Source organism: Desulfovibrio sp. MES5 (assembly GCF_002237645.1).
In the GTDB taxonomy this organism is placed as follows: domain Bacteria; phylum Desulfobacterota; class Desulfovibrionia; order Desulfovibrionales; family Desulfovibrionaceae; genus Desulfovibrio.
Map to the genome: position 1 here is coordinate 145189 of NZ_MJUZ01000032.1, position 25100 is coordinate 170288.

At 57.8% G+C, this 25100-nt stretch carries 17 protein-coding genes; 8 read left to right on the forward strand and 9 right to left on the reverse strand.

The window, feature by feature from the left end; translation table 11 throughout:
• Positions 1-205 precede the first annotated feature (205 nt).
• Positions 206-589, forward strand: coding sequence for a hypothetical protein (locus BCS36_RS09630; RefSeq protein ID WP_291302678.1), 384 nt, complete (start codon positions 206-208; stop codon positions 587-589).
• Positions 583-825 carry a hypothetical protein gene (locus BCS36_RS09635; protein ID WP_291302679.1) on the forward strand — a complete coding sequence of 81 codons (243 nt, stop codon included), beginning with the start codon at positions 583-585 and terminating at the stop codon, positions 823-825. Before BCS36_RS09630 ends, BCS36_RS09635 begins: the two co-directional genes overlap by 7 nt.
• On the opposite strand, the gene BCS36_RS09640 is transcribed toward BCS36_RS09635, so the two are convergent.
• From BCS36_RS09640 to BCS36_RS09670, 7 genes are all read right to left on the reverse strand, one after another.
• Positions 746-2101 carry a sodium:solute symporter gene (locus BCS36_RS09640; RefSeq protein WP_291302680.1) on the reverse strand — a complete coding sequence of 452 codons (1356 nt, stop codon included), beginning with the start codon at positions 2099-2101 and terminating at the stop codon, positions 746-748. The genes BCS36_RS09635 and BCS36_RS09640 overlap by 80 nt on opposite strands.
• Positions 2098-4221, reverse strand: a complete 2124-nt coding sequence (gene bioA / locus BCS36_RS09645; RefSeq protein WP_291302681.1) for an adenosylmethionine--8-amino-7-oxononanoate transaminase — start codon at positions 4219-4221, stop codon at positions 2098-2100. Before bioA ends, BCS36_RS09640 begins: the two co-directional genes overlap by 4 nt.
• A complete protein-coding gene (bioB, locus tag BCS36_RS09650; RefSeq protein WP_291302682.1) occupies positions 4205-5155 on the reverse strand; it encodes a biotin synthase BioB in 951 nt (316 codons plus the stop codon). Before bioB ends, bioA begins: the two co-directional genes overlap by 17 nt.
• A gap of 428 nt (positions 5156-5583) precedes the next feature.
• A complete protein-coding gene (locus BCS36_RS09655; protein WP_291302683.1) occupies positions 5584-5982 on the reverse strand; it encodes a MucR family transcriptional regulator in 399 nt (132 codons plus the stop codon).
• Between the two features lie 336 nt (positions 5983-6318).
• Positions 6319-7194, reverse strand: a complete 876-nt coding sequence (locus tag BCS36_RS09660; protein WP_291302684.1) for a DUF4851 domain-containing protein — start codon at positions 7192-7194, stop codon at positions 6319-6321.
• Positions 7195-7283: 89 nt separating this feature from the next.
• Positions 7284-10982, reverse strand: a complete 3699-nt coding sequence (locus tag BCS36_RS09665; protein ID WP_291302685.1) for a tetratricopeptide repeat protein — start codon at positions 10980-10982, stop codon at positions 7284-7286.
• A 62-nt stretch (positions 10983-11044) separates the two neighbouring features.
• Positions 11045-12175, reverse strand: a complete 1131-nt coding sequence (locus BCS36_RS09670) for a sigma-54-dependent Fis family transcriptional regulator (protein ID WP_291302686.1) — start codon at positions 12173-12175, stop codon at positions 11045-11047.
• 110 nt (positions 12176-12285) lie between these two features.
• On the opposite strand from BCS36_RS09670, the gene hrpB reads away from it, so the two are divergent.
• Entirely contained in the window at positions 12286-15027 is a 2742-nt protein-coding gene (gene hrpB, locus BCS36_RS09675; protein ID WP_291302687.1) for an ATP-dependent helicase HrpB, read from the forward strand.
• 288 nt (positions 15028-15315) lie between these two features.
• Here the strand turns inward: hrpB and BCS36_RS09680 are convergent, their stop codons facing one another.
• The gene (locus tag BCS36_RS09680) at positions 15316-16206 is read right to left on the reverse strand and encodes a YheT family hydrolase (RefSeq protein WP_367209377.1); all 891 of its coding nucleotides are present in this window, start codon (positions 16204-16206) and stop codon (positions 15316-15318) included.
• Between the two features lie 348 nt (positions 16207-16554).
• On the opposite strand from BCS36_RS09680, the gene BCS36_RS09685 reads away from it, so the two are divergent.
• Complete coding sequence (locus BCS36_RS09685) at positions 16555-17775, forward strand: aminoacetone oxidase family FAD-binding enzyme (RefSeq protein WP_291302689.1); 1221 nt, start codon at positions 16555-16557, stop codon at positions 17773-17775.
• A gap of 136 nt (positions 17776-17911) precedes the next feature.
• On the opposite strand, the gene BCS36_RS09690 is transcribed toward BCS36_RS09685, so the two are convergent.
• A complete protein-coding gene (locus BCS36_RS09690) occupies positions 17912-18115 on the reverse strand; it encodes a dual CXXC motif small (seleno)protein (protein ID WP_291302690.1) in 204 nt (67 codons plus the stop codon).
• A gap of 451 nt (positions 18116-18566) precedes the next feature.
• Here BCS36_RS09690 and BCS36_RS09695 point away from each other — a divergent pair, with 451 nt between their 5' ends.
• The 4 genes from BCS36_RS09695 (at position 18567) to BCS36_RS09710 (ending at position 25100) form a co-directional block, all read left to right on the forward strand.
• Positions 18567-19364, forward strand: a complete 798-nt coding sequence (locus BCS36_RS09695; RefSeq protein ID WP_291302691.1) for a glycine zipper domain-containing protein — start codon at positions 18567-18569, stop codon at positions 19362-19364.
• Between the two features lie 77 nt (positions 19365-19441).
• Positions 19442-20647 carry a serine protease gene (locus BCS36_RS09700; RefSeq protein WP_291302692.1) on the forward strand — a complete coding sequence of 402 codons (1206 nt, stop codon included), beginning with the start codon at positions 19442-19444 and terminating at the stop codon, positions 20645-20647.
• Positions 20644-21987, forward strand: coding sequence for an SrfA family protein (locus BCS36_RS09705; protein WP_291302693.1), 1344 nt, complete (start codon positions 20644-20646; stop codon positions 21985-21987). The genes BCS36_RS09700 and BCS36_RS09705 overlap by 4 nt, the downstream gene beginning before the upstream one ends.
• A gap of 2 nt (positions 21988-21989) precedes the next feature.
• Positions 21990-25100: a virulence factor SrfB gene (locus BCS36_RS09710; protein ID WP_291302694.1), complete on the forward strand. Its 3111-nt coding sequence runs from the start codon at positions 21990-21992 to the stop codon at positions 25098-25100.

The following is a 25100-nucleotide window of genomic DNA, read 5'->3' on the forward strand; positions in this document are numbered from 1 at the left end:
TGTAAAAAAACAACGCAACATTCAAGTTTTAACCACTTAACAGAGATCAGCGCACATTAAATCGCAAACACGCCTTGATCGGCAACTGCGTGTCGTCATGCCCAAAAACACCATTAACTGTTCGATGCGCTGCTTGCGAGGGGCTGCCCCCTGCGCTATGTTGGCCCCGCCATAACCAAGATTGCTACCATTAGCGAGGGAACACATGCGCCTGACCGCAAAACACGGCAGACTTGCCGTCACCCTGAGCGTGCTGCGTCAAGGGCAGGATCTGCAGGTCATATGTAGTGGCGGCGATGCCCATATCGGGGCTGTCGCCCTTGCCAGTCCACATCCTTCAACTGATGCTGCGGATGGGAAAAAAACGGATGGTCTGCTTGCCGTGTCCGGGCACCGCGAAGACGTGTTGGCTGCCCGTATGGCCCGCCGTTTGGCGGATGAACTCAACTGCGTAGTGTGTGTGACTGCCGGCATTCATTTTGACTCTATCACCAAAGAAGAAATAGAGCGAGTGCTCACCCTGGCTGATACCCTCACAGAACGTTGCCTGACCAGAATGAAACAAGCCGCGAAGGAGTGCTCATGCTGACTGTCAAAGACCTGGAAGATCTGGAAACCTACATAAATTCAGGCCAACTGGAACAGGACTTCAAAGACGGCTGCGAGCATGACCGTTTTTACCTTCTTGAACTGCTTGAAAAGCTTATGGACATCGCGGAATTGGCCGATGCCACAGCCACAAGGCTCATATTCCGGGGTCTGCCTGTGCCGATGCCGCCGTCTGTACAGGGCGGGGAAAACGGCGGGCAGCCGCAAGACTCATAACCAGTGAGAAAGCCAGGCCGGCAAAGCTCCAGTCGCTGACGCCGGTAAGCGCGGCTGTAAGCCCAAGCCCCCCGCCTCCGATAATGGCCAACGCCATTCCCCAGGGGCGAAAATGCACCTTGCCATGCAGGAGCATGCCGATAAAAACAGGGATCACCACGCCGCACACGTAGATATCGTTGGCCATAAGCAGCAGGGCAAGAATGCCCTTGCCCGGCAGCGCCAGGACAAGTCCCATAACCCCCAGCAGGATCAGGCACAGGCGGCACGTTATTACTCCGGGCTTGCGCAAAATGTCGTTACTGCATACCGAGGCGGCGGTGATCAGGCAGGAATCAGCGGCGGAAAAAATGGCGCTGAAAATGCCGAGCAGAATGAGTGTGGCCGCCCATGAAGGCAGGTGGGTCAGCAAGGCTGTGGTCAGCACCTGTTCGGGGGCTGTTCCGGCAGGTACAAGGTCACGGCAGGCAATGCCCAGAGCCACAATCAAGGCTGCGGTGAGCGTGAGCCCTGCCGCTGCCACGAGCCCGCCGTTGCGGGCCGCCCGCTCATTACGAGCCGTGAGCATGCGCCCGAAAAGCATAGGGCAGACCACGTAACTTCCGCCAAGAATGAGAAGAAAATAGCGCAGCTTTGAAATGGGAAACTGCGCATTGAACACTTCCAGCTGCACGGTAGAAAGCGCCTGCCCGCCTCCAAGGTGAAGCGCCAGCAGCAGTGCGATGGCGAGAGAAAACAACAAAATCCCGAACTGCCAGATGTCGGTTTTCATTACCGATGCCTGGCCGCCAGCCAGTGTGTGCCCCACCAGCACAGCCGCCCCCACGAACATGGCCGTATTTTTATCAATATTCGCCAGCGGGGCAATAATTGTGGCCAGTGCGCTGAACTGCGCCGCAAGAATGGCCAGCCACGCCGTTACAATGATGACAGAGGCCAGGGAACGGCTGGGAGCCCCCAAAAATGTGGTGAGCATTTCCGGCATGGTCATGGCCCCGCTGCGACGCACCTTGCGGGCCAGAAAAAGGCTCAGCAAAACCAGCCCGAGCGAGCCCGACATAAGCCACCAGATGGCGGGAACCCCCACCTGCCAGGCCAGCCCGGCCATTCCCATAGTGGCGGAACCGCCCACGCAGGATGCCACAATGGACAAGGCCACCAAACCGGTGGAGCTGCTCCGTCCATTAACAAAATAGGTATCCTTGTCGGGGCGGCGCCGTGCCATAAGCCATGCGTGCAAAAACAGAACGACAACGTACGCCAGCAGAAAAATCACGGCAAATACACTCCCAGGTGCAAAGCCTTTTCAACGGCGGCGCACAGCCGCGCCACATCTTCTACGGGAGTCACATATGGCGGCATGAGATAGATAAGACGGTTGAAGGGGCGCAGCCACACCCCGTGCTCGACAAAAAACTTCTGCAGGGCGCGCGTGTTCACGGGCTCGTGCATTTCAACCACACCTATGGCCCCGAGCACTCGCACATCGGCGACATCCGGCAGCCCCTTACAGCCCGCCAATCCCTCGCACAAGGCAAGCTCAATATCATCCACCTGCTTTCGCCAGCCGCCAGACGCAAGCATGTCGAGGCTGGCTCCGGCCACGGCGCAAGCCAGGGCATTGGCCATAAAGGTAGGCCCGTGCATAAAAACGCCGCCATCCCGACATATACCTTCAGCAACCTGCCTGCTGCACGCAGTGGCCGCCAGCGTGAGCATTCCCCCGGTAAGCCCCTTGCCGCAACAAAGAATATCGGGGCTCACTTCGGCCCACTCAGCGGCAAACATCTTGCCCGTACGGCCAAAGCCTGTAGCAATTTCATCAAAAATCAAAAGCGTGTCGGCTTCCCGGCACAATCGCGCCAGTTCGCGCAGATAATCTGGATGGTAAAACCACATGCCGCCCGCCCCCTGCACCACAGGTTCAAGGATAACTGCGGCAAGCTCCTCGCCGTGCTCCGTGAGCATCCGGCGGGCATCATCAAGGCATGCGGGGTCAAAAGGCTGGTCAAAGCGGCACGAAGGGCGCTCCATGAAAAGCTGTTCAGGCAATATGCCCGAAAAAAGGCTGTGCATGCCTGTAACCGGGTCGCAGACAGACATGGCCCCTATCGTGTCGCCATGGTAGCCCCCGCGTGGGGCCAAAAAACGGGTACGCTGAATTTCTCCCCTGCTCTGCTGATACTGCAGGGCCATTTTCAGGGCCACTTCAACGGCAACCGAACCGGAATCAGCAAAAAAAATCCTTTCCAATCCCGCGGGCATAAGCTCAAGCAAGCGTTCTGCCAGGCCCACGGCCGGTTCATGCGTGAGGCCGCCGAACATGACGTGGGGCATGCGTCCAGCCTGTGAGTGCAGGGCATCAAGCAGGCGTGGATGATTATACCCGTGGATGGCCGCCCACCAGGACGACATGCCGTCAATAAGATCTTTCCCGTCAGCAAGTACAATGCGATTGGCAAAGGTACGGCTGGCAGCGTTAAGGGGCGGAACATCCGTGGCCGAGGCATAGGGATGCCAGACCGTTTTTCTGTCTCGCTGCATGAGGCGTTCTTCTTCCAGAAGCCCAGAAGCGTCTTGGCCATTTTCAGACCAGCACTGGCCCACTTGCAGCGCTATGGGCCTCAGCAGCTCTGTCAGCCTTTCCCATCCCGACCAGTCCAGCTTTTCAAGGCGCGGCAGATCAACTACAGGCGCATCACAGCCCATACGTTCAAGCTTTTTTTGCAAAATACGGGCATTGTCTGCCAGCAGGCCCGACACATCCACTCCTGGGCAGTTCATGGCAGGGTCAGCGGCGGGTGTCAGGGCAATACCAGCCAGATGAAGTCCGTGATGCCGCAGAGCTTCAACTGAAAGCAAAATATGGTTAAGTCCGCCAAGATAGTTGCCGCCAGCCAGCAGAACGGGCAAGCCCAGCATGGACATCAGATCAAGCATATCCTCATCTTCATTGAGGGGAACGCGCAATCCTCCCGCACCTTCCAACAGAAGCGCCCTGGCCGGAACAGCCCGCCAGTGAGCAAGGATATCCGCACGCAGGCTTCGGCAACTCAGCCGCCTGTTTTCTTTGGCGGCCGCAAGGTGCGGCGAGGCTGGCAATGCGAAACAGTGAAGAACCGCTGATGGTTGCAACCCAGGCATGGCTTTAATGCCCTGCATGGCTTTGGCGTAGACGAAAGCGTCGGACAAGGGCGAGCTCGCAGCTTCATCTGCCCGCACGCCGGTTTGCACAGGCTTGACTGCCTGAACGGCCACGTTTTCCTGTCGCAGGCAGCGCAGCAACGCGCCCATGCATACGGTCTTGCCCACATCCGTGCCGGAGCCAGCCACAAAAAGACCACGCAGCGGTCGTGCTCCCTGCTCGAACACATCCGGATCAGCAAAGGGGAACACAGTCAACCTCCAGCCCAAGATCAGCAATCATTGCAAGATCATCGGCCAATCCTCTGCCATGGGTAGTAAGATAGTCGCCAGTCATGAGCGCGTTGGCTCCGGCATAAAAAATATCTTTCTGCCGCTGGCCAAGCACCAAAGGCCTGCCGCCGCACACGCGCAGTGTTGCTTTGGGCAGGATGTGCCTGAAAAGAGCAATGATGCGCAGGGCTTCGCGCGCTGATAGCGGCGCCTGTCCGGCAAGGGGCGTCTCGGGATGCGGATGCAGGAAGTTTATGGGCACATTGCCCACGTTCATTTCTTTAAGGCTGAAGGCAAAATCGATGCGGTCACGCCAGCTTTCGCCAAGGCCGAACAAGCCGCCGGTACAGGTCGTCATGCCCGCCTTTTGCACGCGAGAGACAGTATCCTTACGTTGGTTCCAGGTTTGCGTGGTGCAAATGCTTGGATAAAATTCACGTGAGGTTTCAAGATTGTGGTGGTACCGGTCAAGCCCGATGTCAGCCAGCAGGGCCAGCTGGTCAGCGTCAAGTCTGCCAAGCGAGGCACAAACCCGTTTACGCGCACCCTCGGGCAATGATTGCAGTACGCCAGCCAGGCGCTCAAACTCTTCACCACTCAGCGCGCCCCCGCTGGTCACAATGCCGATGCGGGCAACAGGCTGTTCAGCCAACGCCAGGATGCGGGCGCGCAAATCCTCATCCGGCAGCAGGGAAAATACATCGATAGGGGTATGGTTGTGCCTGCTTTGCGAGCAAAACCTGCAGTCCATGCCGCAGTTTCCGCTTCGTGCATTGATAATGGCGCAGAGCGTAACCTTGTTGCCGAATGTTACTGTACGAAGATGGGAGGCGCTGGCAAAAAGCTGTTCGTCTGTAAGCGATAAAAGCTCCAACGCCTCCGCAGGAGTGTTCGCCGTGTAATATACAGTCATACCTTGATCCTGAAACCTGAAAAACCATAACCAGGCGGCGGCTACTCTTCCTGCCTGCCGTTTCACAAAAAGCAGGGCATCCTGGCGCAGAAACATCTGCGCCAGGAATTGTCTGCAATGTTTTCATGAAAATGGATTCGTAGCCGCTTCAAAAAAGCGCCATCACAAATGGCAGGCGTTCCTTCAAGCAGATCAGCTGTAAAAAAATCACTCCCAAAATGCAGGTCAAGCCCGTTACGGTATGTGCATGCGCCAATAACTGGCAATATGGTTCTCAACCGCAGACCCTGCAGAAACGGCCGAGGGGGACGCCCGTGTCTTCTTGCAGATGCCTGCGCGCGCACATGACAGATCGCTTCACAAGGCACTTCAGATTATGGTTGCGGCGCCCAAATGCAAAAAGCCCGCCTGCGCGGCGGGCCTGTGCATTATTGGACTTTACGTCTTTTTTCCCACAGCTTCATGTCTTTCATCTTTTTGCGACGTTCGCGCTGAAGGGCTTTGCAGACCAGCGGGGCGTCTTTCTTGAAGCCCCATTTTTCGCGATATTCCGCAGTGCTCATGCTGTGGCCAGCGAGGTGGCGTTTGGTGAGAATTTTGAAGCTTTTGCCACACTCGAGGCAGGTAACGGACTTTTCCTTGACAGACTTACGGGCTTCTTGAGCCATTTCAAGGCTGTCCATTTCAACCGGCGTTTCACCTTCGGCCACGGCGCGAATGCCAAGAGCCACCCTCTGAATGAAAGTAGCGATTTCTTCCTCGCTCATCACACGCACACCGGCCTGCGCCCTGGTGATCTCCAGAGCTTCTTTCAAATAGTCGTCCATAATTACCCCTTATGGTCATCTTTATGATCCGCCAAACGCGCAACAGTGGGGGGCGCGTTTATATTTAAAACAGATCGAGTTGTTAAATCCACAGTCCCAATTGGCCGAACATACACAGGGCTTATTATTTCGTCAATGTACTAATACGTATTAAAAAAATCATTAAACAAACTTTAATGTAGGCATTTTAAATATGTTGGCTATTTTGGCGCAGTAATGGCAAAAATTTCATACAACTTGGCAGTATTCAATGTGCAACGGCCTTCCAGAACGTGAGTTTTGGAAGGCCGTTGCCAGAAGATTTCAAGATAACGAGAACTGATTATTAATAATAAATCAGTTGGCCCTAAAACTATCGTACTGTGATACAGTTCCTAAAAACCGTTGATCCATGAACTGCCAAAGGACTTTTTTCAGGTAAGGGTCGGTAAGTCCGGTCAAATTTTCAGGTACTCCGCCGACAACAAAGGCATTTCTGGCACGTTGCTCAAAGGCTTTCAACTGGTCCGTCTGTGCAATGGTCAGCACATCGAGAAAAGCCATCTGTTCTGGAAGAGGCTCGCGGTACTCCAAAATAACCTTGCCGAGGTTGAAGTTGACCCGGGAACTAAAACTGCGCACAAGCCAGCGCACCGGAGGAGTGTCAGGTTGCACACCGGCCAGAAGCGAAAAGGGATCGCGCGAACTGTTGACTATAAAGGTGCTGGCTGAAAACTCGGTGTCGCCGATTATCTCGGTTGCGTGATCCACGCTGAACGGCGGCGTGGAATCGCTGTTCCAGTACCAGCGCTGCGGCAATTCCGCCTGCGCCACAATTGCAAGCGGTGATTGCGGCGTGCCCTGACCGTAGGCGGCCAGCCAAACAGACACGGGCAGTCCGCCCATAACGCTTGTCCAGGTAAGGTTGCATTGCCCCTGGCCGCCTTCAAGCAAAGGCATATCCTTGGCCGTCAGACTGATCGCCGGGCGCGCTGTTGACACATACATCGGCCCGACCATCCCGCGCTGCAAGGCCGCATTGCAACCGGCGAGAAGAGTCGCCAGAAGCGCCATAAAACAAACGCGACGCAATATTTTCATACGTATCCCCTTTAACACGGCATTTCCTGTCAGATTTACATAAACAAGACGCGCAATAACAATATCTATTACGACAATATGCCATGAGCCAAGACCTGGCAACGCATGCGAAGGGGCAATAACCGCCTGCATGAGGCGCCAGATCTGGCAATAAACCATAATAAAATGGTATAATTTGTAAAACTACAAATACTGTTGCGCCGGGGCTCGCGCAAAACTTCTTATTGTCCGGAAGCGCCTTGTGGCGCAGCCGTGCCCTGTGGCGTAGCGGATCCCTGTGGCGCTGCGGCCGCGCCTGGCAGAAAATTCTGCAGGTCGCGCGAAACCTCAAAAGTTCGCAGTTCGCTGGCAGCAGCCTGCGCAAACGGCGATGTGGGATAGTTGCGCACAATATCTTCCAGCAGGGCCTGCGCACGCGCGGAATCGCCAAGCTTGCGGTAGAGTCGCGCCTCGCGGAATCTCAAGCCGGGGTATTCCGGCGACTGCGGGGGCGCGTAGGCATTATAGCGCTCGACCCATTCCAGCGCTTCAGGAACTCGATTGGCAACTTCGCTGATGTCCATAAGCGCGGCCAGAGCGTCCTTGATGCGCTGCGGATCAGCCTTGTCCGAACGTTCGTCCTGCAACTGGGTAAAGAGCTCCACGACCTTGCGGTTGAGCGCGTAAGCGTTCTTGATGTCCTTTCGTTCCTCAGCGTCACGCGCCAAAAAGTACGTCGCGTAGGCGCGTTGATACAGTGGAATATCCGGCCTGTCTGCCAGTTGTGCCCACATGGCCAGCGCCGGGCCGGAAAGATTGAGATTTTGGGCAGAAAGGGCCATGGCGTAGTCAAGCTGGTTACGCAACTGCTTGTTCATGGGCCAAGTGGAAACGAGTTTGCCAAGATCAAGCACCTTATCCCATGCGCCAGCTTTGAGGTACCGGTTGAAAAATTCCGTAAAAGCCGCTTCGCCGTAGTTGGGATCCATAGGACTTTTCAAAAAATCCGCCAGCATAGCCAGTGCGGCCGCTTCATCTCCACGCTCAAGCAGTCCCTGGGCCAAAACATAGCGCATGCGCGGGTCAGGAGCGCCGTAGCGTTCGCGCACAAGCGGAAATCCGTTCCAAAGTATCAGAATGCGCCCGTAATTGTTCTCGGCCAGGGAGTTGGCCAGTTCTTTCTGAAAGGCCTCCCAGATAAGGTCACGGGCTTCGGGGACATTGGCATTGTCAGGATAGGCGTCGATAAAATCGGCGGCCTTGCCCATTGCTTCGGTGTACTTTTTATCCCAATACAGCCACATGGCTTCTTTGAGACGGGCCAGTACAGCCTCTGGCGTCGTTTTGGAGCTCGCGGCCAACTCATGATATATCTTCCACAATGCCCCACTGCTTGCCTTGGCAAACACCGTGCTCATCTCGGCATAAGAAATGGGCGAATCATAAATGCCCTTCTCTGCCAGGCGGAGCTTGGCCAGAGCTGCGGGTGACGTCCCGGCATACTGACGTTCGACATAGCGGTAAACAAATTCCGCCGTGGGCCAGACGCCCTGCCGGGCGTAAATATCGCCCAGTTCCAGCAAAAGAACGTCATTGCCGGAATTACCGGGCACAAGATTGTAGTAAAGCCAGTACAGGTTGAGGGCTGCAGGCATTTTACCCAGGGCCTTGTCCGTGGCTGCCTGCAAAAGTAAAAACGTTGGCTGGTCTATATAGTACCGGGGCCAGCGCTTGCTTATGAAGTCAAGTATGAGCTGGGCATTCTGAAATTTTTTCTGATTGCTTAAGGCCTCGGCCAGCCCCACGGAAGCTTCCTGCAAGTAGGAAGATTCCGGGTACTTATCCAGAACGATGGAAAAAGACTGCTCCGCGCGTTCATTGAGGCCGCGCTTCAATTGGGCCTTGCCCAACGCGGTGAACCCCTGCGCAACGCCAGGATAGTCAGGATAGCGGCGCAACAGGGCTACAACGTACCCGCCTGCATCCACAAGATTGCCCACGTTAACATTTGCCAGGCCCAGGCGCAGCAAGGCTTCGGGCACGCGCGGAGACCGCAGGTTGGCGTTCATTGCCTCACTGGTGGCGGACACAATGGCTTCATATCCCGCAAGCGGATTATCCGCATAGCGCGCCCACGCGCAATCACTTATATAGTAGAGTGTTTTTTCAAGCATCTCCGGGCTGATTCCGGGGAGACTCTTAAGCTTTTCAAGCTGCGGCAATGCCTCAACATACTTGCGTTCGCGAAGGAGCCGCTCGGCTTCCTCCATCACAACTTCAGGCTTGATGGGCTTTGATACTGGATTGCCCTGTTCGTCCACGTAAATGACGGGGCGCTCTTCCGCCTCTTTGGCGGGGGCTTTGGGCGCATGCTGACCCGAGGGCAGGCCCAGAGTTTGTTCGCTCACCTTGCCGGACACCTCGACAGAGCCAGACGGACTGTCCTGTTTGGCAGGACCGGGCTGCGGCGTTTTTTCCACAGGCTGCGCAGGGGTTGAAGTTGGCGCAGCTGACGGCTGAACAGCAGCGGTTGCAGACGGAGTGCCGCCTGCGGCTTCAGGCTGCGCCTGTTCGTTCTTTTGCGCCAGTCCCTCCCTCTGCGGCTCAACTTTTTGTGGCTCAGCCTTCAGCGCTTCACCTTTCTGTGGTTCAGCGGGCGCTCCTGAAGCTGGCGCAGCCCCTGACGAGGGGACATCAGTGGCGGAAGGCAGTTTGCCTCCTGCTGAAGTATTGGCTGCCGCTTCATTATGGGCAGCTAACCCATCAGTTCCATTTTCTTGCCGTGCAACAGCACCGGTAGTTTGCGGCGCGGGCACGGCGGGTTCGCCTTGGGGCTGGTCGCCGCGTGCGGGTTCAGCATTGTGCAGAGACTCCGTCACAGTGGAAAGCGCTTTGTCTTCCGGCCAGTTTTCAGGCCCCCCGGTGTTGATCTGACCGAACACCGTTTGCCGGTCAACCATGCTCCCCCGCTCTCCAAGCTTTTGCGGGGCCACGGAGGCTGCGTCGGCCGGGGCCGCAGCCGTCGGATCAACGGATTGCTGCGCCGCGTACGCTTCGGAAAATCCCAAGAAGTCCCAGATCCTGTCAGAAAATTCTTCAAGGCGGGATGGGGATGATTTTTTTGAAGACGCGCTTTCGCTCAGCTGCGCCAACTGCGAAAATGGCGGGGTTGATTCACTGCCAAGCGTGCGCCGTAAGGTCTCGCCAAGGCCGTCCGCCAGGCTGCCTGACGGCTTTGCAACAAAAGCTTTGTCAAAGCGGCCAATTGCAGCAGTTGCAGTAGTTCCAGCAGTAGCAAAGGCTGACGCTTGCGTGCCTGAAGCTGTGCCAAACGCCTTGTCATGAAGGACGCCCAAGGAGTCTTTGTCATGAGCAAACCCATCTGACGCGGAGGGCTGGGCCGCGCCTGCGGCCTGGGAGTTTTTTTCCCTTGCCAGACTGGCGGCTTTATCCGACGGGGCTGATACCCCCATTCCGGCGGCAAAAAATTCTATATCCAGCTTGTCGGGCGCTGTGCGGTGCACAGCATGCCGCACGGTGCGGGAAGAAAGCAGAATACGCAGGTGGCCGTCAACAAGACCGACATTTTCAAGCAAAGCCCCCTGGGCAGGCACTGGGCCGTCAGGATTGAAAGCAGGCGCAGAGTGCGTATCAGAATTCAAGTAAAGCGTTAAGGAATTGCCGCCTGAACGGGCCAGACTGCTGACCTGATCCGGAGCATCCAGTTGCAGGTGCAGCCTTTCAGCGCCATTTTCAGCCGCTGACCAGCTCCACGAAAGGGCGTGTGCGTTAAAGGGGCTCAGTCCGATGATTCCGACCCCCAGAAGAAAAACACAAAAAGATCGCCCGAACCAGCACAGAACACGGCGCAGATTGACGACAAAACCTTCGCTAAAAGGAAGATGAGGTTGGCTTATGCCAGCGGGTATCTTTTTATTCACGTACACTTCACGGAAAGTTTGAAGCACCTGGAACCGCCATGCATTATGCAAAAAATGCGCCGTCATGCATTACGTTTCTTCAACTTTTCAATAAGGGTCGTGCGCTTTATGCCAAGCAGCTCAGCGGCCTGGTTTTTGACGCCTTCAGCCCGTCCCAACGCTTCATCAATCAGACGACTTTCCACAGCGTCAAGAAAATCTTTAAGATTCAATGCCTGGGCCTCAAGCACTGCCAGGTCGGGCCAGACAAAGCTCCCTGGCTTGTGCGGGGCAACCTGCGCAGAGTGCGAATCTGGAACATCATTTTCCATTACCGGCGCAGCTTGGCTTGAAGCAGGTACGGCATGGCGGGATTCTTCGTGCGCCACGGTTTCCACTTCTTCAACGCATTCGTCAACTTCAGGCAATGCTGCAATATCGCCAACATGATCAAGTATTTTTCTGGGCAAATCCTCTGGACGAACACTATCGCCGTCAACAAGAATGCTCAGGCGTTCCATAAAATTTTCAAGTTCACGCACATTGCCGGGCCAGGCGTACGCAGCCAGCACGCGGCGCGCGTCGGGCGAAAGCACGAGGGTAGGACGCTTTTTTTTGGAGCAAAAAAGGTTCAGAAAATATTTGGCCAGCACCAGCACGTCCCCGCCCCTTTCGCGCAAGGGCGGCAAGTGCAGGGGAATGACGTTAAGGCGATAGTACAGGTCTTCGCGAAAGCGCCCGGCGGCGACCTCAACCTCAAGGTCACGATTGGTGGCAGCCACAATACGCACGTCAACTTTCTTGCAGCCGCTGCCGCCAACGCGCTCTATTTCTTTTTCCTGGAGTACGCGCAGAATTTTGACCTGAAGGCTCAGGTCCATCTCGCCTATTTCATCAAGAAAGATGGTGCCCCCGTCCGCGACTTCAAAACGGCCTGGGCGGGAGCGGATTGCATGGGTAAAAGCGCCCTTTTCATGCCCGAAAAGCTCACTTTCCAGCAATTCTTTGGGGATGGCCCCACAGTTGATGGGCACAAAGGGTTTATCATGCCGGCAGCTGTTGGAATGCAGGGCACGCACCAGCAACTCCTTGCCTGTTCCCGATTCCCCGGTTACAAGCACGGTGCTGTCTGTGGGCGCAACCTTGCCCAGAACTTTAAATACTTCGGCCAGACTTGTACTCTGCCCGATAATGCCGCTTTTGTTTAACTCCATGAGTTCTTCTCCGCCGGTCATCCTTTCCTGTGTCAATACACTGACGCGAGAAGGATTGCCAGTAAAAAAGCTGTTTGAACTTTACGTTCTTATACAGTACGCAGCACCGAATGACTGAACCTGCCGCCCACGTCGCTCACCTACCTGTTCTGCCGCCCTGCCCCCTTGATACAGAGCGTCAGGCGCTTCTTGCCGCGCTGGATGCGGGCTGCAACCTTGTTCTCAGCGCCAGCCCCGGCGCTGGCAAAAGCAGCCGCGTTCCACTATGGCTTCTTGGCGCGCCATGGCTTGAAGGCCGCAGCATCATTATGCTTGAACCGCGCAGAGTCGCGGCCCGGGCACTTGCGCAGTACATGGCCTCTCTTCTCAATGAAGAAGTTGGGCGCACCATCGGGCTGCGCATGCGTGATGAAAGCCGTGTAAGCCGTCATACGCGCATTGAAGTAGTCACCGAAGGCGTGCTTACCCGCCTGTTGCAGAAAAATCCCGACCTGCCCCATGCTGGCTGCATCATTTTTGACGAATTTCATGAACGTTCGCTTACTGCAGACACCGGGTTGGCGCTTTGCCTTGAAAGCCAGGCGGTTTTGCGTCCTGATTTGCGCGTTCTGGTTATGTCCGCCACGCTTGATGTTCAGGCCGTTTCCGGCCTGATGGGGCATTGCCCGGCAATTCAATGCCAAACGCGCGCGTATCCTGTGGAGATGCGGCACATCCCCCTGCCTGCCCGATCCGGAAGAATAAACGGGGCTGCAGCTGGTCTGACGGGCGCGTCTGCCCTGTGGCAGCATATGGCCCATCTGATTCTTGCACTGCTGCGTGAAGAAAAGGGGAGTTTACTGGCCTTTCTGCCGGGTGCAGGTGAAATCCGACAGGTCATGAACCTGCTGGAAGACCGCCTGCCGCCGGATGTTCTGCTCTGCCCTCTATACGGAAACCTGTCGTCCGCCAGCCAGAATGAAGCTATAGCGCCAGCCCCTGCGCAAAAACGTAAAGTGGTGCTGGCAACCTCCATTGCCGAAACATCGCTGACCATTGAGGGCGTCCGCATGGTGGTTGATGCGGGGCTGGCTCGGCTATCACGGTTTGACCCGGCCAGCGGCATGTCCAGACTGGTGACGGAGCGCGTATCTCTGGCAGGGGCCGCTCAGCGCGCCGGACGCGCCGGAAGAACAGAACCCGGCATCTGCTGCCGCCTATGGCCCGCTGAAGCAGAAAAAGGCATGCGTCCGCATATCCGCCCGGAAATATTGGATGCCGACCTTACGGGCCTGCTCTTGCAGTTGTCAGTATGGGGAGTTTCTGACCCGGCCGCAATGGCATGGCTGGATGTGCCGCCCCCGGCGCACTTTGCCGTGGCGCGTCAGTGCCTTGAATCTTTGGAGGCGCTCGACTGCGCAGGAAAGCCGACAGATGTGGGACGGCGCATGGCCCAATTGCCTCTCGCTCCCAGAACCGCTCGCATGCTGCTATGGGGCGCATCGCACGGTCATGGTCCATTGGCATGCTGTCTCGCGGCATTGCTGGAAGAAAGGGATCCGCTGGCTGCCGCGCCTGACGGCCAGAAGCGCTCTCCTGAGAACAGGCAGGACTCTGATCTGACGCGCCGCCTTGATTGGCTGTGCCGCCAGCCAGATAGCCGCCAGACAGGCAGCCGGGAGCCACGCCGGGACAGAGATGATCGGGGACAGCAGGGGCTTCGCCAACGCATTCGCCGCCAAAGCCTTCGCCTGACCCGTTACATAGGGGCTTGCGAGTCCGGCTCTGCGGCTACCTCCGCTGATGGCCGCCTGACTGAAGTTACCGAGACATTATTTGCTGCCGCCCTTTCGGATATGGAGTCAGTGGGTATGCTGGTTGCCGTCGCCTGGCCGGAACAGGTGGCCATGCTTCAGGCAGGCAGTCTCAACACCGTGAATCGCGGGGGCTCGCCCATGGCTGCCTACCGCATGCGCAACGGGCGATCGGCCCTTCTCTCGCAAGCAGACACGCTGGCCCGTCAGGATTTTTTGGCGGTCGCGCATGTGGATGGCGCGCTGCCGCATGGCCGCGTTCGTCTGGCTGCGGCCCTTGATTCAGAAGCTGTCAACAGGCTTTTTGCTCAGCAAATTATTGAGAAAGACACGGTGCGCGTCAGCGACTCTGGCCAGGTATCGGCCCGCCATCAACGGATGCTGGGGGCCCTGCTGCTTGAGGATACGCCCCTGCCACGCCCGAAGCCGGAGCAGGCTGCAGCGGCTTTGTGCACGTACGTGCGCGATCAGGGGCTGGACTGCTTGCCCTGGGACGACCAAAGCCGCCAGTGGCGCGCCCGCGTGAGCCTGTTGCGGCAGTTGGACGGCGACCCTTGGCCGCTCGTGGACGATGCCGCCTTGCTGGACAACCTTGAAGACTGGCTTGCTCCTGCTTTGAAAGGGTGCGCGTCCCTGGCGGGCCTGTCAGCTTCCGCATTTTTCGACGCCCTGCGTGGATTGCTGCCGGGGCATTTGCGGCGACAGCTTGAAACCCTCGCGCCTACGCACTGGCAGGTTCCTTCCGGCGCGCAAAAGCCCATTGTATATGACGAGGAAGGCGGCCCGACCCTGGACGTAAAGTTGCAGGAAATGTTTGGCTGCAAGGATACCCCGACCATAGCCCAAGGGCGCGTGCCCCTGCTCCTGCGCCTGAACTCTCCCGCAGGGCGGCCGTTGCAGATCACCCGCGATCTAGCGCATTTCTGGCGCAACGGCTACCCCGCTGTGCGCAGCGAAATGCGTGGCCGATACCCGCGCCATCCCTGGCCAGAAGACCCTTTTACAGCCACGGCCACTGGCCTGACCAAGAAAAAACTGGCGGCAAAAGGCAAGGGGTAGAACAGGTTCCCGTTACCATTGCTTTGGCGGCTGCCTGAGCTGGCCTTGCGTGAAAACGGCGGCTCGATGTACCTCTGCTGGCAACAGCAGTAGCGTGCACGTTGCAACTTTGGCAATTTTTGTCGCTGCGTTGGCAATCGCGCTCAGTAACAGGCGCGTTGCAACCTTTAAGACTGCCACGGCCTTGTTGCAAAGGCATGCTGCTTCAGGCGTCGCGGCGCAGCCGGGCCTGTTGAAAAACTCCCGCCGGGTTAGGGGCATGGGCACGTACAGCTAGACCCAGGATTTTCAGTTGAAGACGCCCTGCTCCACCAGCCCACGGACAAAATCCTGCGCGCGCCGTTCGCTGTAGTACATGCCGCCAGCCTGGACAAAACCCACATGCCCGCCGTGCGCTGAAACTTCAAGAAACAGGTCTCGGCTTGCCCGCGCCGTGTCCCACGGGTAGCAGGATGGCGCACAGAAAGGGTCGTCCGCAGACAGCAAAAGATAGGTGGGAACTCGTATGCGCGGCAGGTCAGGCAACACAGTGTTTTTTTTCCAATAATCTTCCGCAGAAGAAAAACCGAATGTTGGGGCGGTAAAACGCCTGTCAAACTCGGCAAACGTGCGAATGGACTCCAGCCCTTCCACAGACGGATATCCAGAAAAACGGGCGGCCTTGTAGCGCACTTTTTCGCGCAGTGTCCGTAAAAAATACCACATATATATGCGGCAGGCAGGGCCATCCATAATCGGCGCAGCAGCTGACAGGTCGCACGGCACCGAAATGGCTACCGCCGCCTTGACCTGTGAAGACGCCGTATCCCCCCCCAGGTAGCGGCATATCTGGTTGCCTCCCATGCTGAAACCCGCCAGCAGCAAGGGACGGTTGAAGGTCTCGGCAAAGCGCACAACCGTGGAAAGGTCTTCAATTTCCCCCATGTGGTACAGGCGGGACGTGCGGTTGGGCTCGCCAGAGCAGGAGCGCATGTTCCAGGCCAGTACGTCAAAATCCAAAGCCCGCAGCGCTGCAGCCATGCCAAGGACGTACTTACGGCGGCTGTTGCCCTCAAGACCGTGCGACACAATGGCAACGGCCTTACCCATGCCGAATTTTCGACCTGGCGCGTCAGAGGCCGGATGCAGATCAATGTCCAAAAAGTCACCGTCAGGCGTATCAATGCGTTGTCGCGACATATTGGCAGAAGCCGGGGGCTGCGGTCGGAAAAGCGACGGCCACATGGTGTTGACATGGGCATTGGTCATAAACCAGGGGCAAGCGTAAGTTGGGGGAAGTAGGGGCATGATCCTCTCTATCCGTGAACATTTTTCTTGTCAGCCTGGGGCAGGCCCTGCATGAGACGCCTTGGCAGACCTTGCCGACTCGTATACTTTTACTCCATGCAGACAAACCAGTTACATAACGCTCCCCGAAAAGCGCTGTCAAATTTCAGCGGCGAAACAAAATCCACGCTTCCCACACCCCTGCGTAACCCGCACGCTGATAGCGGGCGCAGCCGCCACTCTGGCAAGAACGCCGCAGACGTGCTGATTCTGGGGGCAGGCGCCTCCGGGCTCATGTGCGCCAGAGAAGCTGCCGGGCGTGGCCTGAAGGTGGTCGTGATCGAACGCGGGGCGGTGCCTGGCCGCAAGTTGGCCGTCAGCGGCGGCGGCAAGGCCAATTTCACCAATCGCCGGGTTGATACGGCAAGTTATCGCTGCTGTGGCGCGCCTGACAGTGATTTTTGCGCTCCTGCCCTGCGGTCGTTTACTTCCGCGCACATGATGCGCCTTGTACGCCAATGGCATTTACCGTTTGAAGAGCGGGAACACGGGCAACTTTTTTTGACGGTTCCCGCGCAGAGACTGGTTAATGCTCTGCTGGAAGATTGCCGTCAGCGCGGATGCCGCGTGGAATGCAAGAACTCTGTGGAATCTGTCACCCTTGTTGACGGCATGTTTGAAGTGCAAACGGCTTTGGGCGTCTGGCAGGCAAAAAATGTCATCCTTGCCATGGGCAGCCCGGCGTGGCCGCAGGTTGGCGGCAGCGGCCAGGGGTACAGACTGGCCCAGAGCCTCGGGCACAGCATGGTGCCGCCACGTCCGGCCCTGAGCCCGCTGATTCTGCCTCAAAACCATCCCCTGACGGCCCTCACTGGCATCAGCCTGCCGGTGTGCATCTTTGTAGGGAAACAGCAGTGGCAGGACCATCTCCTCTTCACCCATGAAGGATTGAGCGGGCCAGCCGCGCTCAAGGCGTCCCTGTACTGGGAAGAAGGCATGGAGGTTTGCGTCGACTTTCTCCCTGCGCAAAAATTCAAGGCGCTTCTGGATGATCACGAGTCGGGCAGGCAGACCCCGCGGGCCTTGCTGACCCGGCTGCTGCCGCAACGGCTGGTCGATGCCCTGTTGCCGCAGGAAAGCGCACGACGCAAGGCGGCAGAACTGTCACGCGCTGTCCGCGCTTCACTGGAAGAAGCTGTTCACAGGCACAGGATCCTGCCCGCAGGAGTGGCCGGGCTGAAAAAAGCAGAAGTCTGTCTTGGCGGCGTACCCGTCAGTGAGGTAGACCCGCAGACCATGGCCAGCCGTTGCTGCCCCAATTTGCATATTACGGGAGAAATCCTTGACGTGGCCGGTCTGCTTGGGGGGTACAACCTGCATTGGGCCTGGGCCAGCGGCGTGGCCGCAGGCAGAGCGGTGGCCGGAGTCGGCCCGCAAAGTACCAACCCGCATTTTGAGCATGTTAACTTTGAAAAAATTTAAATGCTCTAGCGCTGTACAAGAGTGCAGCGCGCCACAACGTGGCGTGGATTCAGCCGAAAATCACATTTTTCGGCCGAATGACAACTTTGAAATGTGAAGCATTTCAAAGTTAATCTGGTCTAGAACAAAGCTGATTTCAGATTCTGTTGCAGTATACGTTTTCCAAAAAGCTTTCCATGGCGTCGTCAGCCTGTTTGATATATCCCTGCAAGGGAAATTCAGCCTTGCAGGATGGGCAGCGCATAAACACTTCATGGCAGGTACGCGTGATATGAAGTTTGTCTGCACAGTTGGGGCAGGCAATGGTAGTTTTGGCATCGCGGGAAGCTGAAAAAGCCATGATGACTCACAAGGTAGCATGTTGCAAAAAAAGGCTGCAGTGCGCCTGTCCAAATGAACCCGTCGGCAATATTTACGAACCGTTAAACAACTCAGCCCCAAACACGCCGAACGTGATGTTTAACCACTGCCTGGCCCTTGTCAAATATGTTGTGCGTAACGGCTCGCCAGCACAGCAACCATGATGACAGAAAATACGGAAGTGATGGATGCGGGGTGATAACCGGCGCGCAAACGCCGGAACCAGCATGCGATACATTTTGAGAATGAATCTTCGCAAGCCCAATCCCTTCTGATACCCCCTGCAGTTTACCATCAAAGGCCACGGGGTTGCGTGGCTGTCCGCCCACCCCCACAACCTCCTGCCCCGCCGGGACTTGCTGTTTTGCATGAATTTGCAGTATCATTAAAGAAGTGATGACTTTCCTCAACTCTAATCAGGAGGCCGTGGCATGCAGCGGCGCGTATATCTTCCTCTTATCTTGCTTCTTGCGGGCAGCCTGCTTTTTTCTGGCTGCACCAGCCGTTACGGCGAGCAGAAAACCAAGGTAAACTACTATCCCCAGTGCTATGAACCTGTAGCCCAATTGCGCCAGGACGAGAACAGCACCGGCAAAAGCACGGCTGCTGGCGCTGCTGGCGGCGCGCTGCTTGGCGCGCTCATCGGCGGGCTCGCCACAGGCAAGGTGGAGGGGGCGCTGGCTGGCGCTGTGGCTGGTGGCGCCGCTGGCGCTGTTGGCGGCAACATCTACGGCAAGTCGCAGGAAAGACAGCGTGACGCTGCCTATCTGGCGCAATACAACCGCCAGATGGGCGCCGAGGCTGCCAGCATGAACCGCGCCACAGCCGCCGCCAAACTGGCTGCCAAGTGCTACGACCAGCAGTTCAAGCTGGCGGTCGATCAGTTCAAGGCTGGCCAGCTCACCCGCTTTGACCTTCAGGATCGCTACAATGAAATCCGCAGTGGTCTTGAAGAAACGGCGTTCATTCTCAAGGACACGTCGACTGCCATGGCGCAAAAAGACAGTGAATACGAGCGCGTTCTGGCTGGCGAAACCACCACGGAACAGCCGGTCGCCTCTTCATCTGCATCTGGCTCCAAAAAGTCCAAACCTGTCGCCAAGCAGGCCACGTTGAGCCCGCAGGCATCGGAATGGAAGTCTTCGCGCAAAGAGCTTGAAAATACGCGTACCGATGTGGACGCCCGCATGAACAGCTACGAACAAACCGTCAACAACCTGCTTGGTTAGTCGCCCGTTCGCGTTGCCCTGCCCTTTTTCGGGCAGGGCGCGTGAATATTTTTGCGGCGATACGCCGCGGAGTCACCATGAGTCAAACGCCCAGTCCCGCTGCCCCGGAGCAGGAAACGCAAAACGGAAGGCAACCGTCCTCCGCAGTGCCCTGGTATCGCCGTCCCCTGTTTTGGGGACTATTATTCTTTTTGGGCCTCCTGCTTCTGGCTGCCTGGCTTTTCTGGAAAGAATGGCAAGCGGCGGAGAATCTTAAAGAACAAATAGCGTCCCAAACCGCCGAGTTGCAAAAGCAGAACCAGTCCCGCGAAGACTTTATCGCGCGCTTGCGCCAGCTTCTTAAAGAAGAACCCTGCGAAGTGCAGCGAAAGTTGCCCCTTCTCTCGCCACCGCCCGGCATTGCATGGCCTCCTCTGGCTGATGGCGCTGCAAGAGCTGGCAGCGTTTCGCCCGAAGTTTCCGAACCGGCGGCACGTACCGCCCCCGCGACTCCGCAGGCTTCACAGCCGGCAAAAACGCCTCAGGGCTTTGCCGCCCTTATGGAGCAGGCTACTGTTCTTGTGCTGGCTTTGCGTGAAGAAGGTCTGTCGATGGGTTCCGGTTTTTTTGTCTCGCCGGGGCATGTGGTGACCAATGCACATGTGGTGGGCTCTGCCCAGAAGGCTGTTGTGGTGAACAAGGCCACAGGCGCTCCCCTTCCTGCCCGTGTCTTGAGAGCAGTTCAGAGCAATGGCCGCGATTTTGCCGTACTTGAGGTAGAGGACGGGCCTGCCGTCACTCCGCTGGCGCTGACCAACGAAGTCTGGCGCACTGAAAGAGTCAGCGCGTGGGGTTTCCCTGGCGCAGTAACCAATGACGATCCCCAGTTTTTGGCCCTGCTCAAGGGCAACGCAGCGGCGGCCCCCGAAGTGGTTTACACCGACGGCGTGGTCAGCGTCATTCTTGAGCGCAAGCCAGCCCTTATCGTCCATACGGCGACGGTGTCTCAGGGCAACAGCGGCGGCCCGCTTGTTAACGATAAGGGCGAGGTTGTGGGCATCAATACCTTCATCAAACTGGACGAAGAATCCTACAGGCAGTCCAGTCTGGCTATTGTAAGCACCAGTCTGGCAGAATTTTTAAAGGCAGCCGGAGTGTCCTTCACCATGGCTGCGCCGTCTGACGGAGATCAAGGGGCATCAAAACCCGCCGTTCAAGCCGATGGGGTAAAACCCGCGCAAAAGTCCGATCAGGCGCAAACAGCGTCTGACGGGGTCAAGGGCGCGCAGGGAGGCAAGCCATGAGCATACGCATAGCCGTAAGCCAGCGCGGGCCCATGCGGGCGCTTGCCAGCCAGGGAATCCTGGCCACAGACTGCCACGCCCAGCTTAAAGCCATTTTACTGCAAAAGCTCGGGCCAGAGCACGCAGCCCTGCTGGCCGAGCCGCAGCACGACGCCGAGGGCAATACCGTAGACTGGTATGCCGAGGGACAGGGTCAGGCGGTTCCCCTCAAAGACCTTGCGGATACTGAAGCCAATGCCCTCCGCCTCAAGGCTGCGGCTCTTGCCCGGGATATCGCCGCCCTGGCGCAGAATCTTACTGCCGACGTCCAGGCCCGTCAGGCCCTTTCAGGGCAGTTGCTGCAACAGGCTTTGCAGCACCCTTCAGATGAAGACGTCTGGTCTGTGAACGGCCAGCCAGTACTGATCAACTGGGGCTTTGCCCCCGGCAGTCCGGGAGCTTTGCCCCAGGACCTGACGCGTCTTGGCGCGGCCATACCTTCCCCGTCGCCTGCAGCCCCGGTCATTCCAGTTGCTGCCCCTGTGAGGGGCGGCTGCCTGCCCTGGCTGCTGCCGCTATTACTGCTTTTGCTTCTGCTCTGGCTTCTGGGCGCGGCACTGGGTTTTCTGCCTTCGCCCCTGCCTGCTGGCTGCATGCCTGTAGACCGCCAGAAGCTCGCCGCTGAAGAACAACGCGCAGCCTCCCTGGATGACGAACTGGCCCTTTTGTGGAACCAGCTTCAGGAACGGGCCGCGCTGTGCAAACCCGTGAAACCTGTGACTCCCCCGGTGGAAGAAAAGAAGCCGGAACCCGTGGAGCCTGCGCCGGAACCAGAAATGGTGGAACCTTTCCTTGGGGAAACCCCGGTAGCTCCCCCGCAGCCCGAAAAACCCAAGGAACAACCGAAACAGCAAAAACCGGAAACCAAACCGGAACCCAAGCCGGTGGAGCCTCCCAAAGAGCCGGAAAAGCCCAAGAAAAAGAATGAGGATCTGACCATCCCTGAAGATGCGGCCAAGAAAAACGATCTGAGCTTCCTTGAAGGCTGCTGGACCAGCGAGACAGGTCTGTATTCCCATCCTTCCAATGAGCCTATCATTGCGGAGTACTGCTTTGACAAAAAGGGCAATGGCCGCCGTTTTGTGCGTGAGCGAAACGGTCAGGTGTGCAGCGGCCCCGCCTCGGCCCGCTTCCAGGGCAACGGGCTGAATTTTGAATCCGGACAGGCCAAATGTCCGCGCGGCGGCGTCTATGTTCCTCAGAAGGTGGAGTGCACCGGCAGCGAAAACACCACGCAGTGCAAAGGCAGAGAGCAAGGCGCGGGCAACAACAAGTGGGACGCCCGCTTCAGAAGGAAATAAGCATGAATGGCATACCGAGCTACCTTTCCCCTGTAAGCATCATTCCCGGGGGCTGCCCGCAGTTTCTGGACTTTTCACTGCGTGAGGAGTCCATCCGCCGACTGCGGCGGTATTTCCGTGAGGAAAAAAAGAATCAGGGCGACGCCAACGGGCGGTATGCCCACTATTTGCGCTGCCTGAGCGAGACGGAGAACGGGTTTATCGACCAACTGACGGGCCAGCCCTGCGACGAGGACTACAGCGTTGAAGCCCGCCGCGCCGTGACCGCATGGGACGGCCACTGGCTGCCCATTCCCTTTCTGCGCACCCTTGACCAGGCATGGCCTGATGGCGGCAAACGCTTTGAATGCGGCCCGTCCAACTGGGCGCGCGCCCGCGTCATGCAGTCCGAACGGCACCCGGATCAGCTGCGCATTGTGCTGGCCTTTGACACCAATGTGGAGCAGCGCCCTGCTGAAGGGGACCGCTATCACGCCCTGTCGCCTCAGGATGTAGCCGCCCACGGGCATTTTATGCTGGCCCACCTTGTTCGCGACAACTCATGGTTTCTCAATGAGGCCTGGGTGGACGAATGGCTCTGCGGCATCTTCGACCTCTGGCGGCAGTCGCAGCACCGGGGGCGAGGCTCCTGGAAGGACGACACTCCCTATGTGCTCGAACATCTTGCCAACTATCTCACCTGGCTTGATGTCGTCCGCATAGCCCTCAATGATCTTGCGGCGCAGGTCATCAACCCTGACCGCGATACCCCTGTGGATGTGGATCTTGTGCTCGACATCGGCAATTCCCGCACCACTGGCATACTGGTGGAAACCCTGCCGCAACGTGTGACCAACCTCAACGACAGCTATCTTCTGGAATTGCGCGACCTGAGCCATCCGGAAAACATTTATTCTGAACCCTTTGAAACACGGGTGGAATTTGTGGATGCCGCCTTTGGCAACGATGCCCTTTCGCGGCGTTCCGGCAGGCAGACCCCGGCCTTTGCCTGGCCGTCCGCCGTGCGTATCGGCCCCGAAGCCGCGCGCCTGGCGACCCAGGCCGTCTGCGCCGAAGGCACCACGGGCATGTCCAGCCCCAAGCGTTACCTGTGGGATGAGCGCCCCTGGCAACAAAGCTGGCGGTACAATACCGGCGGCAAGGCTGAACCCATGGTCAGTCGCGGGCTTTTTCCACGGCAGCTCAATCCGCTGGGCACGCCGCTGGCCTGTTTTGACGATCCTCTGTTCAAAAAAAGTCCCGCGCTGCAAAAACAGCAGGCTGAACCCATTTTTGAATCCCTGTTCACGCGCTCGTCGCTCATGCTCTTCATGCTTGGCGAAATTCTCACCCAGGCCCTTGTGACCATAAACTCCCCCGCAACCCGGGCGCGCCGTGAACTGCCCAACCTGCCCCGCCGTTTGCGCAGACTCATTTTTACCGTGCCCACAGCCATGCCTGTGGCGGAAAAACGAATATTCCGGCGTTGGGTTGTATGGGCCGTGCGCGTCATCTGGACAGGTCTGGGCTGGGGGCAATGGTACACGCCCAAGGCGCTGACGCGCGGACAGAGCGGCGACTACCGCCAGAGTCCGCAAGTCCGCTGTGACTGGGATGAAGCCAGCTGTTCGCAGCTTGTGCTGCTGTATAATGAACTGGCCGTCAAACAGCACGGCGACGCCCACCATCTTTTCCGCCTTTTGGGCAGACCCCGCGCCTCGTGCCAGGGGCACCCCTGCGTCCGCATGGCTTCCATTGACATTGGTGGCGGCACGACGGACCTGTCCATAACCACCTATGAACTGGCAAGCGGCGAGGGTGATACGGCGCGCATAGTGCCGCATACGGAATTCAGGGACGGCTTTAACATCGCTGGGGATGAAGTTCTGCGCGAGGTGGTGGCCAACCATGTGATCCCGGCCATCGGCCAAGCTTTGGTCCAGCAGGGCCTGGCCGAGCCCCGCGCCCTCCTTGGGCAGCTTTTCGGGCGAGACTCCATCGGCATGTCCCAGGAAGACCGCAACACCCGCGTTCGCCTGGTACGGCAAATTGCCGTGCCTGTGGCCCTGGGCCTGCTGGGCGCCTGCGAAAATCCCGATATCCGTCATGCCAGCTACACCTGCGCCATACGTGACTTTTTTGAACCTGACCCGCTGGAATCAGCCAATGGCGCTCCCGGTACAGGCGACAACAACGAAGACGTCGCGGGTTTTGAACCCGCGGCCCTTGCCCCCCGGCCGCAGCCAGCCATTCTGAAAGCGGTGGAAAGCATGGTCCGCAGGGGAGCCCCCCTCATCCAGAACTTTGACATTCTGAACGTGCCCATTACGGTCAGTCCGGCTGCCGTGGACGTGACCATACGCTCCACTCTGGGCCCCACGCTGTCTGCCCTGTGCGAGGTCGTGCACATGTATGACTGCGACGTTCTGCTGCTCACCGGGCGGCCAAGCTCCTGGAGCGGCGTGGTGGCGTCCGTTCTTGCCAAACTGCCCGTTCCGCCAGACAGGATAATTCCCATGCGCAGTTACCACGCCGGATCGTGGTATCCCTTTGCTGACGCGCAGGGCCGCATCACCGACCCCAAGACCACTGTGGTCGTGGGGGCCATCCTTTGCGCTCTGGCAGACGGACACCTTGAGGGATTCTCCTTTGATTCCGGCGCGCTGCATCTTACCTCAACGGCCCGCTACATTGGCGAGATGGACATCAACAGCCAGCTCAAAAAACCCAAGGTCTGGTTTACCGTTGATGTGGACAGCAATGAGGGCACGGAGCAAATACGCAAGGTGGCCTTCAGCGGGCCTCTGTCCATCGGGTACCGGCAGCTGGATGCCGAGCGCTGGCCCACCACCCGCTATCATCTGCTGACCTTTTCCAATGAGGACGCGCGCGCCAGGGCTTCAGGCCGACTGCCCTATGAAGTGGAAGTTCGCCTCACCGTTGATGACGTGTGGGATGATGCCCCTCGAACGGATGATGAAAAAGACCGCAGCGAGGGCGAATTCAGCATCATTTCCATTGTGGATAATCAAGGCCGTGGCGTTGACAGACGTGATCTTGAGATACGCTTGCAAACGCTGAAACTGGATGAAGGGTACTGGCTGGACACAGGCATTGTGACTGATGCCGGTTAA

Coding starts and splice junctions, on each gene's coding strand:
- BCS36_RS09630 (WP_291302678.1), top strand. CDS start 206: ATGCGCCTGACCGCAAAACACGGCAGACTTGCCGTCACCCTGAGCGTG.
- BCS36_RS09635 (WP_291302679.1), top strand. CDS start 583: ATGCTGACTGTCAAAGACCTGGAAGATCTGGAAACCTACATAAATTCA.
- bioB (WP_291302682.1), bottom strand. CDS start 5,155: ATGACTGTATATTACACGGCGAACACTCCTGCGGAGGCGTTGGAGCTT.
- BCS36_RS09655 (WP_291302683.1), bottom strand. CDS start 5,982: ATGGACGACTATTTGAAAGAAGCTCTGGAGATCACCAGGGCGCAGGCC.
- BCS36_RS09660 (WP_291302684.1), bottom strand. CDS start 7,194: ATGCAGGCGGTTATTGCCCCTTCGCATGCGTTGCCAGGTCTTGGCTCA.
- BCS36_RS09670 (WP_291302686.1), bottom strand. CDS start 12,175: ATGGAGTTAAACAAAAGCGGCATTATCGGGCAGAGTACAAGTCTGGCC.
- hrpB (WP_291302687.1), top strand. CDS start 12,286: ATGACTGAACCTGCCGCCCACGTCGCTCACCTACCTGTTCTGCCGCCC.
- BCS36_RS09680 (WP_367209377.1), bottom strand. CDS start 16,206: ATGTCGCGACAACGCATTGATACGCCTGACGGTGACTTTTTGGACATT.
- BCS36_RS09690 (WP_291302690.1), bottom strand. CDS start 18,115: ATGGCTTTTTCAGCTTCCCGCGATGCCAAAACTACCATTGCCTGCCCC.
- BCS36_RS09695 (WP_291302691.1), top strand. CDS start 18,567: ATGCAGCGGCGCGTATATCTTCCTCTTATCTTGCTTCTTGCGGGCAGC.
- BCS36_RS09700 (WP_291302692.1), top strand. CDS start 19,442: ATGAGTCAAACGCCCAGTCCCGCTGCCCCGGAGCAGGAAACGCAAAAC.
- BCS36_RS09705 (WP_291302693.1), top strand. CDS start 20,644: ATGAGCATACGCATAGCCGTAAGCCAGCGCGGGCCCATGCGGGCGCTT.
- BCS36_RS09710 (WP_291302694.1), top strand. CDS start 21,990: ATGAATGGCATACCGAGCTACCTTTCCCCTGTAAGCATCATTCCCGGG.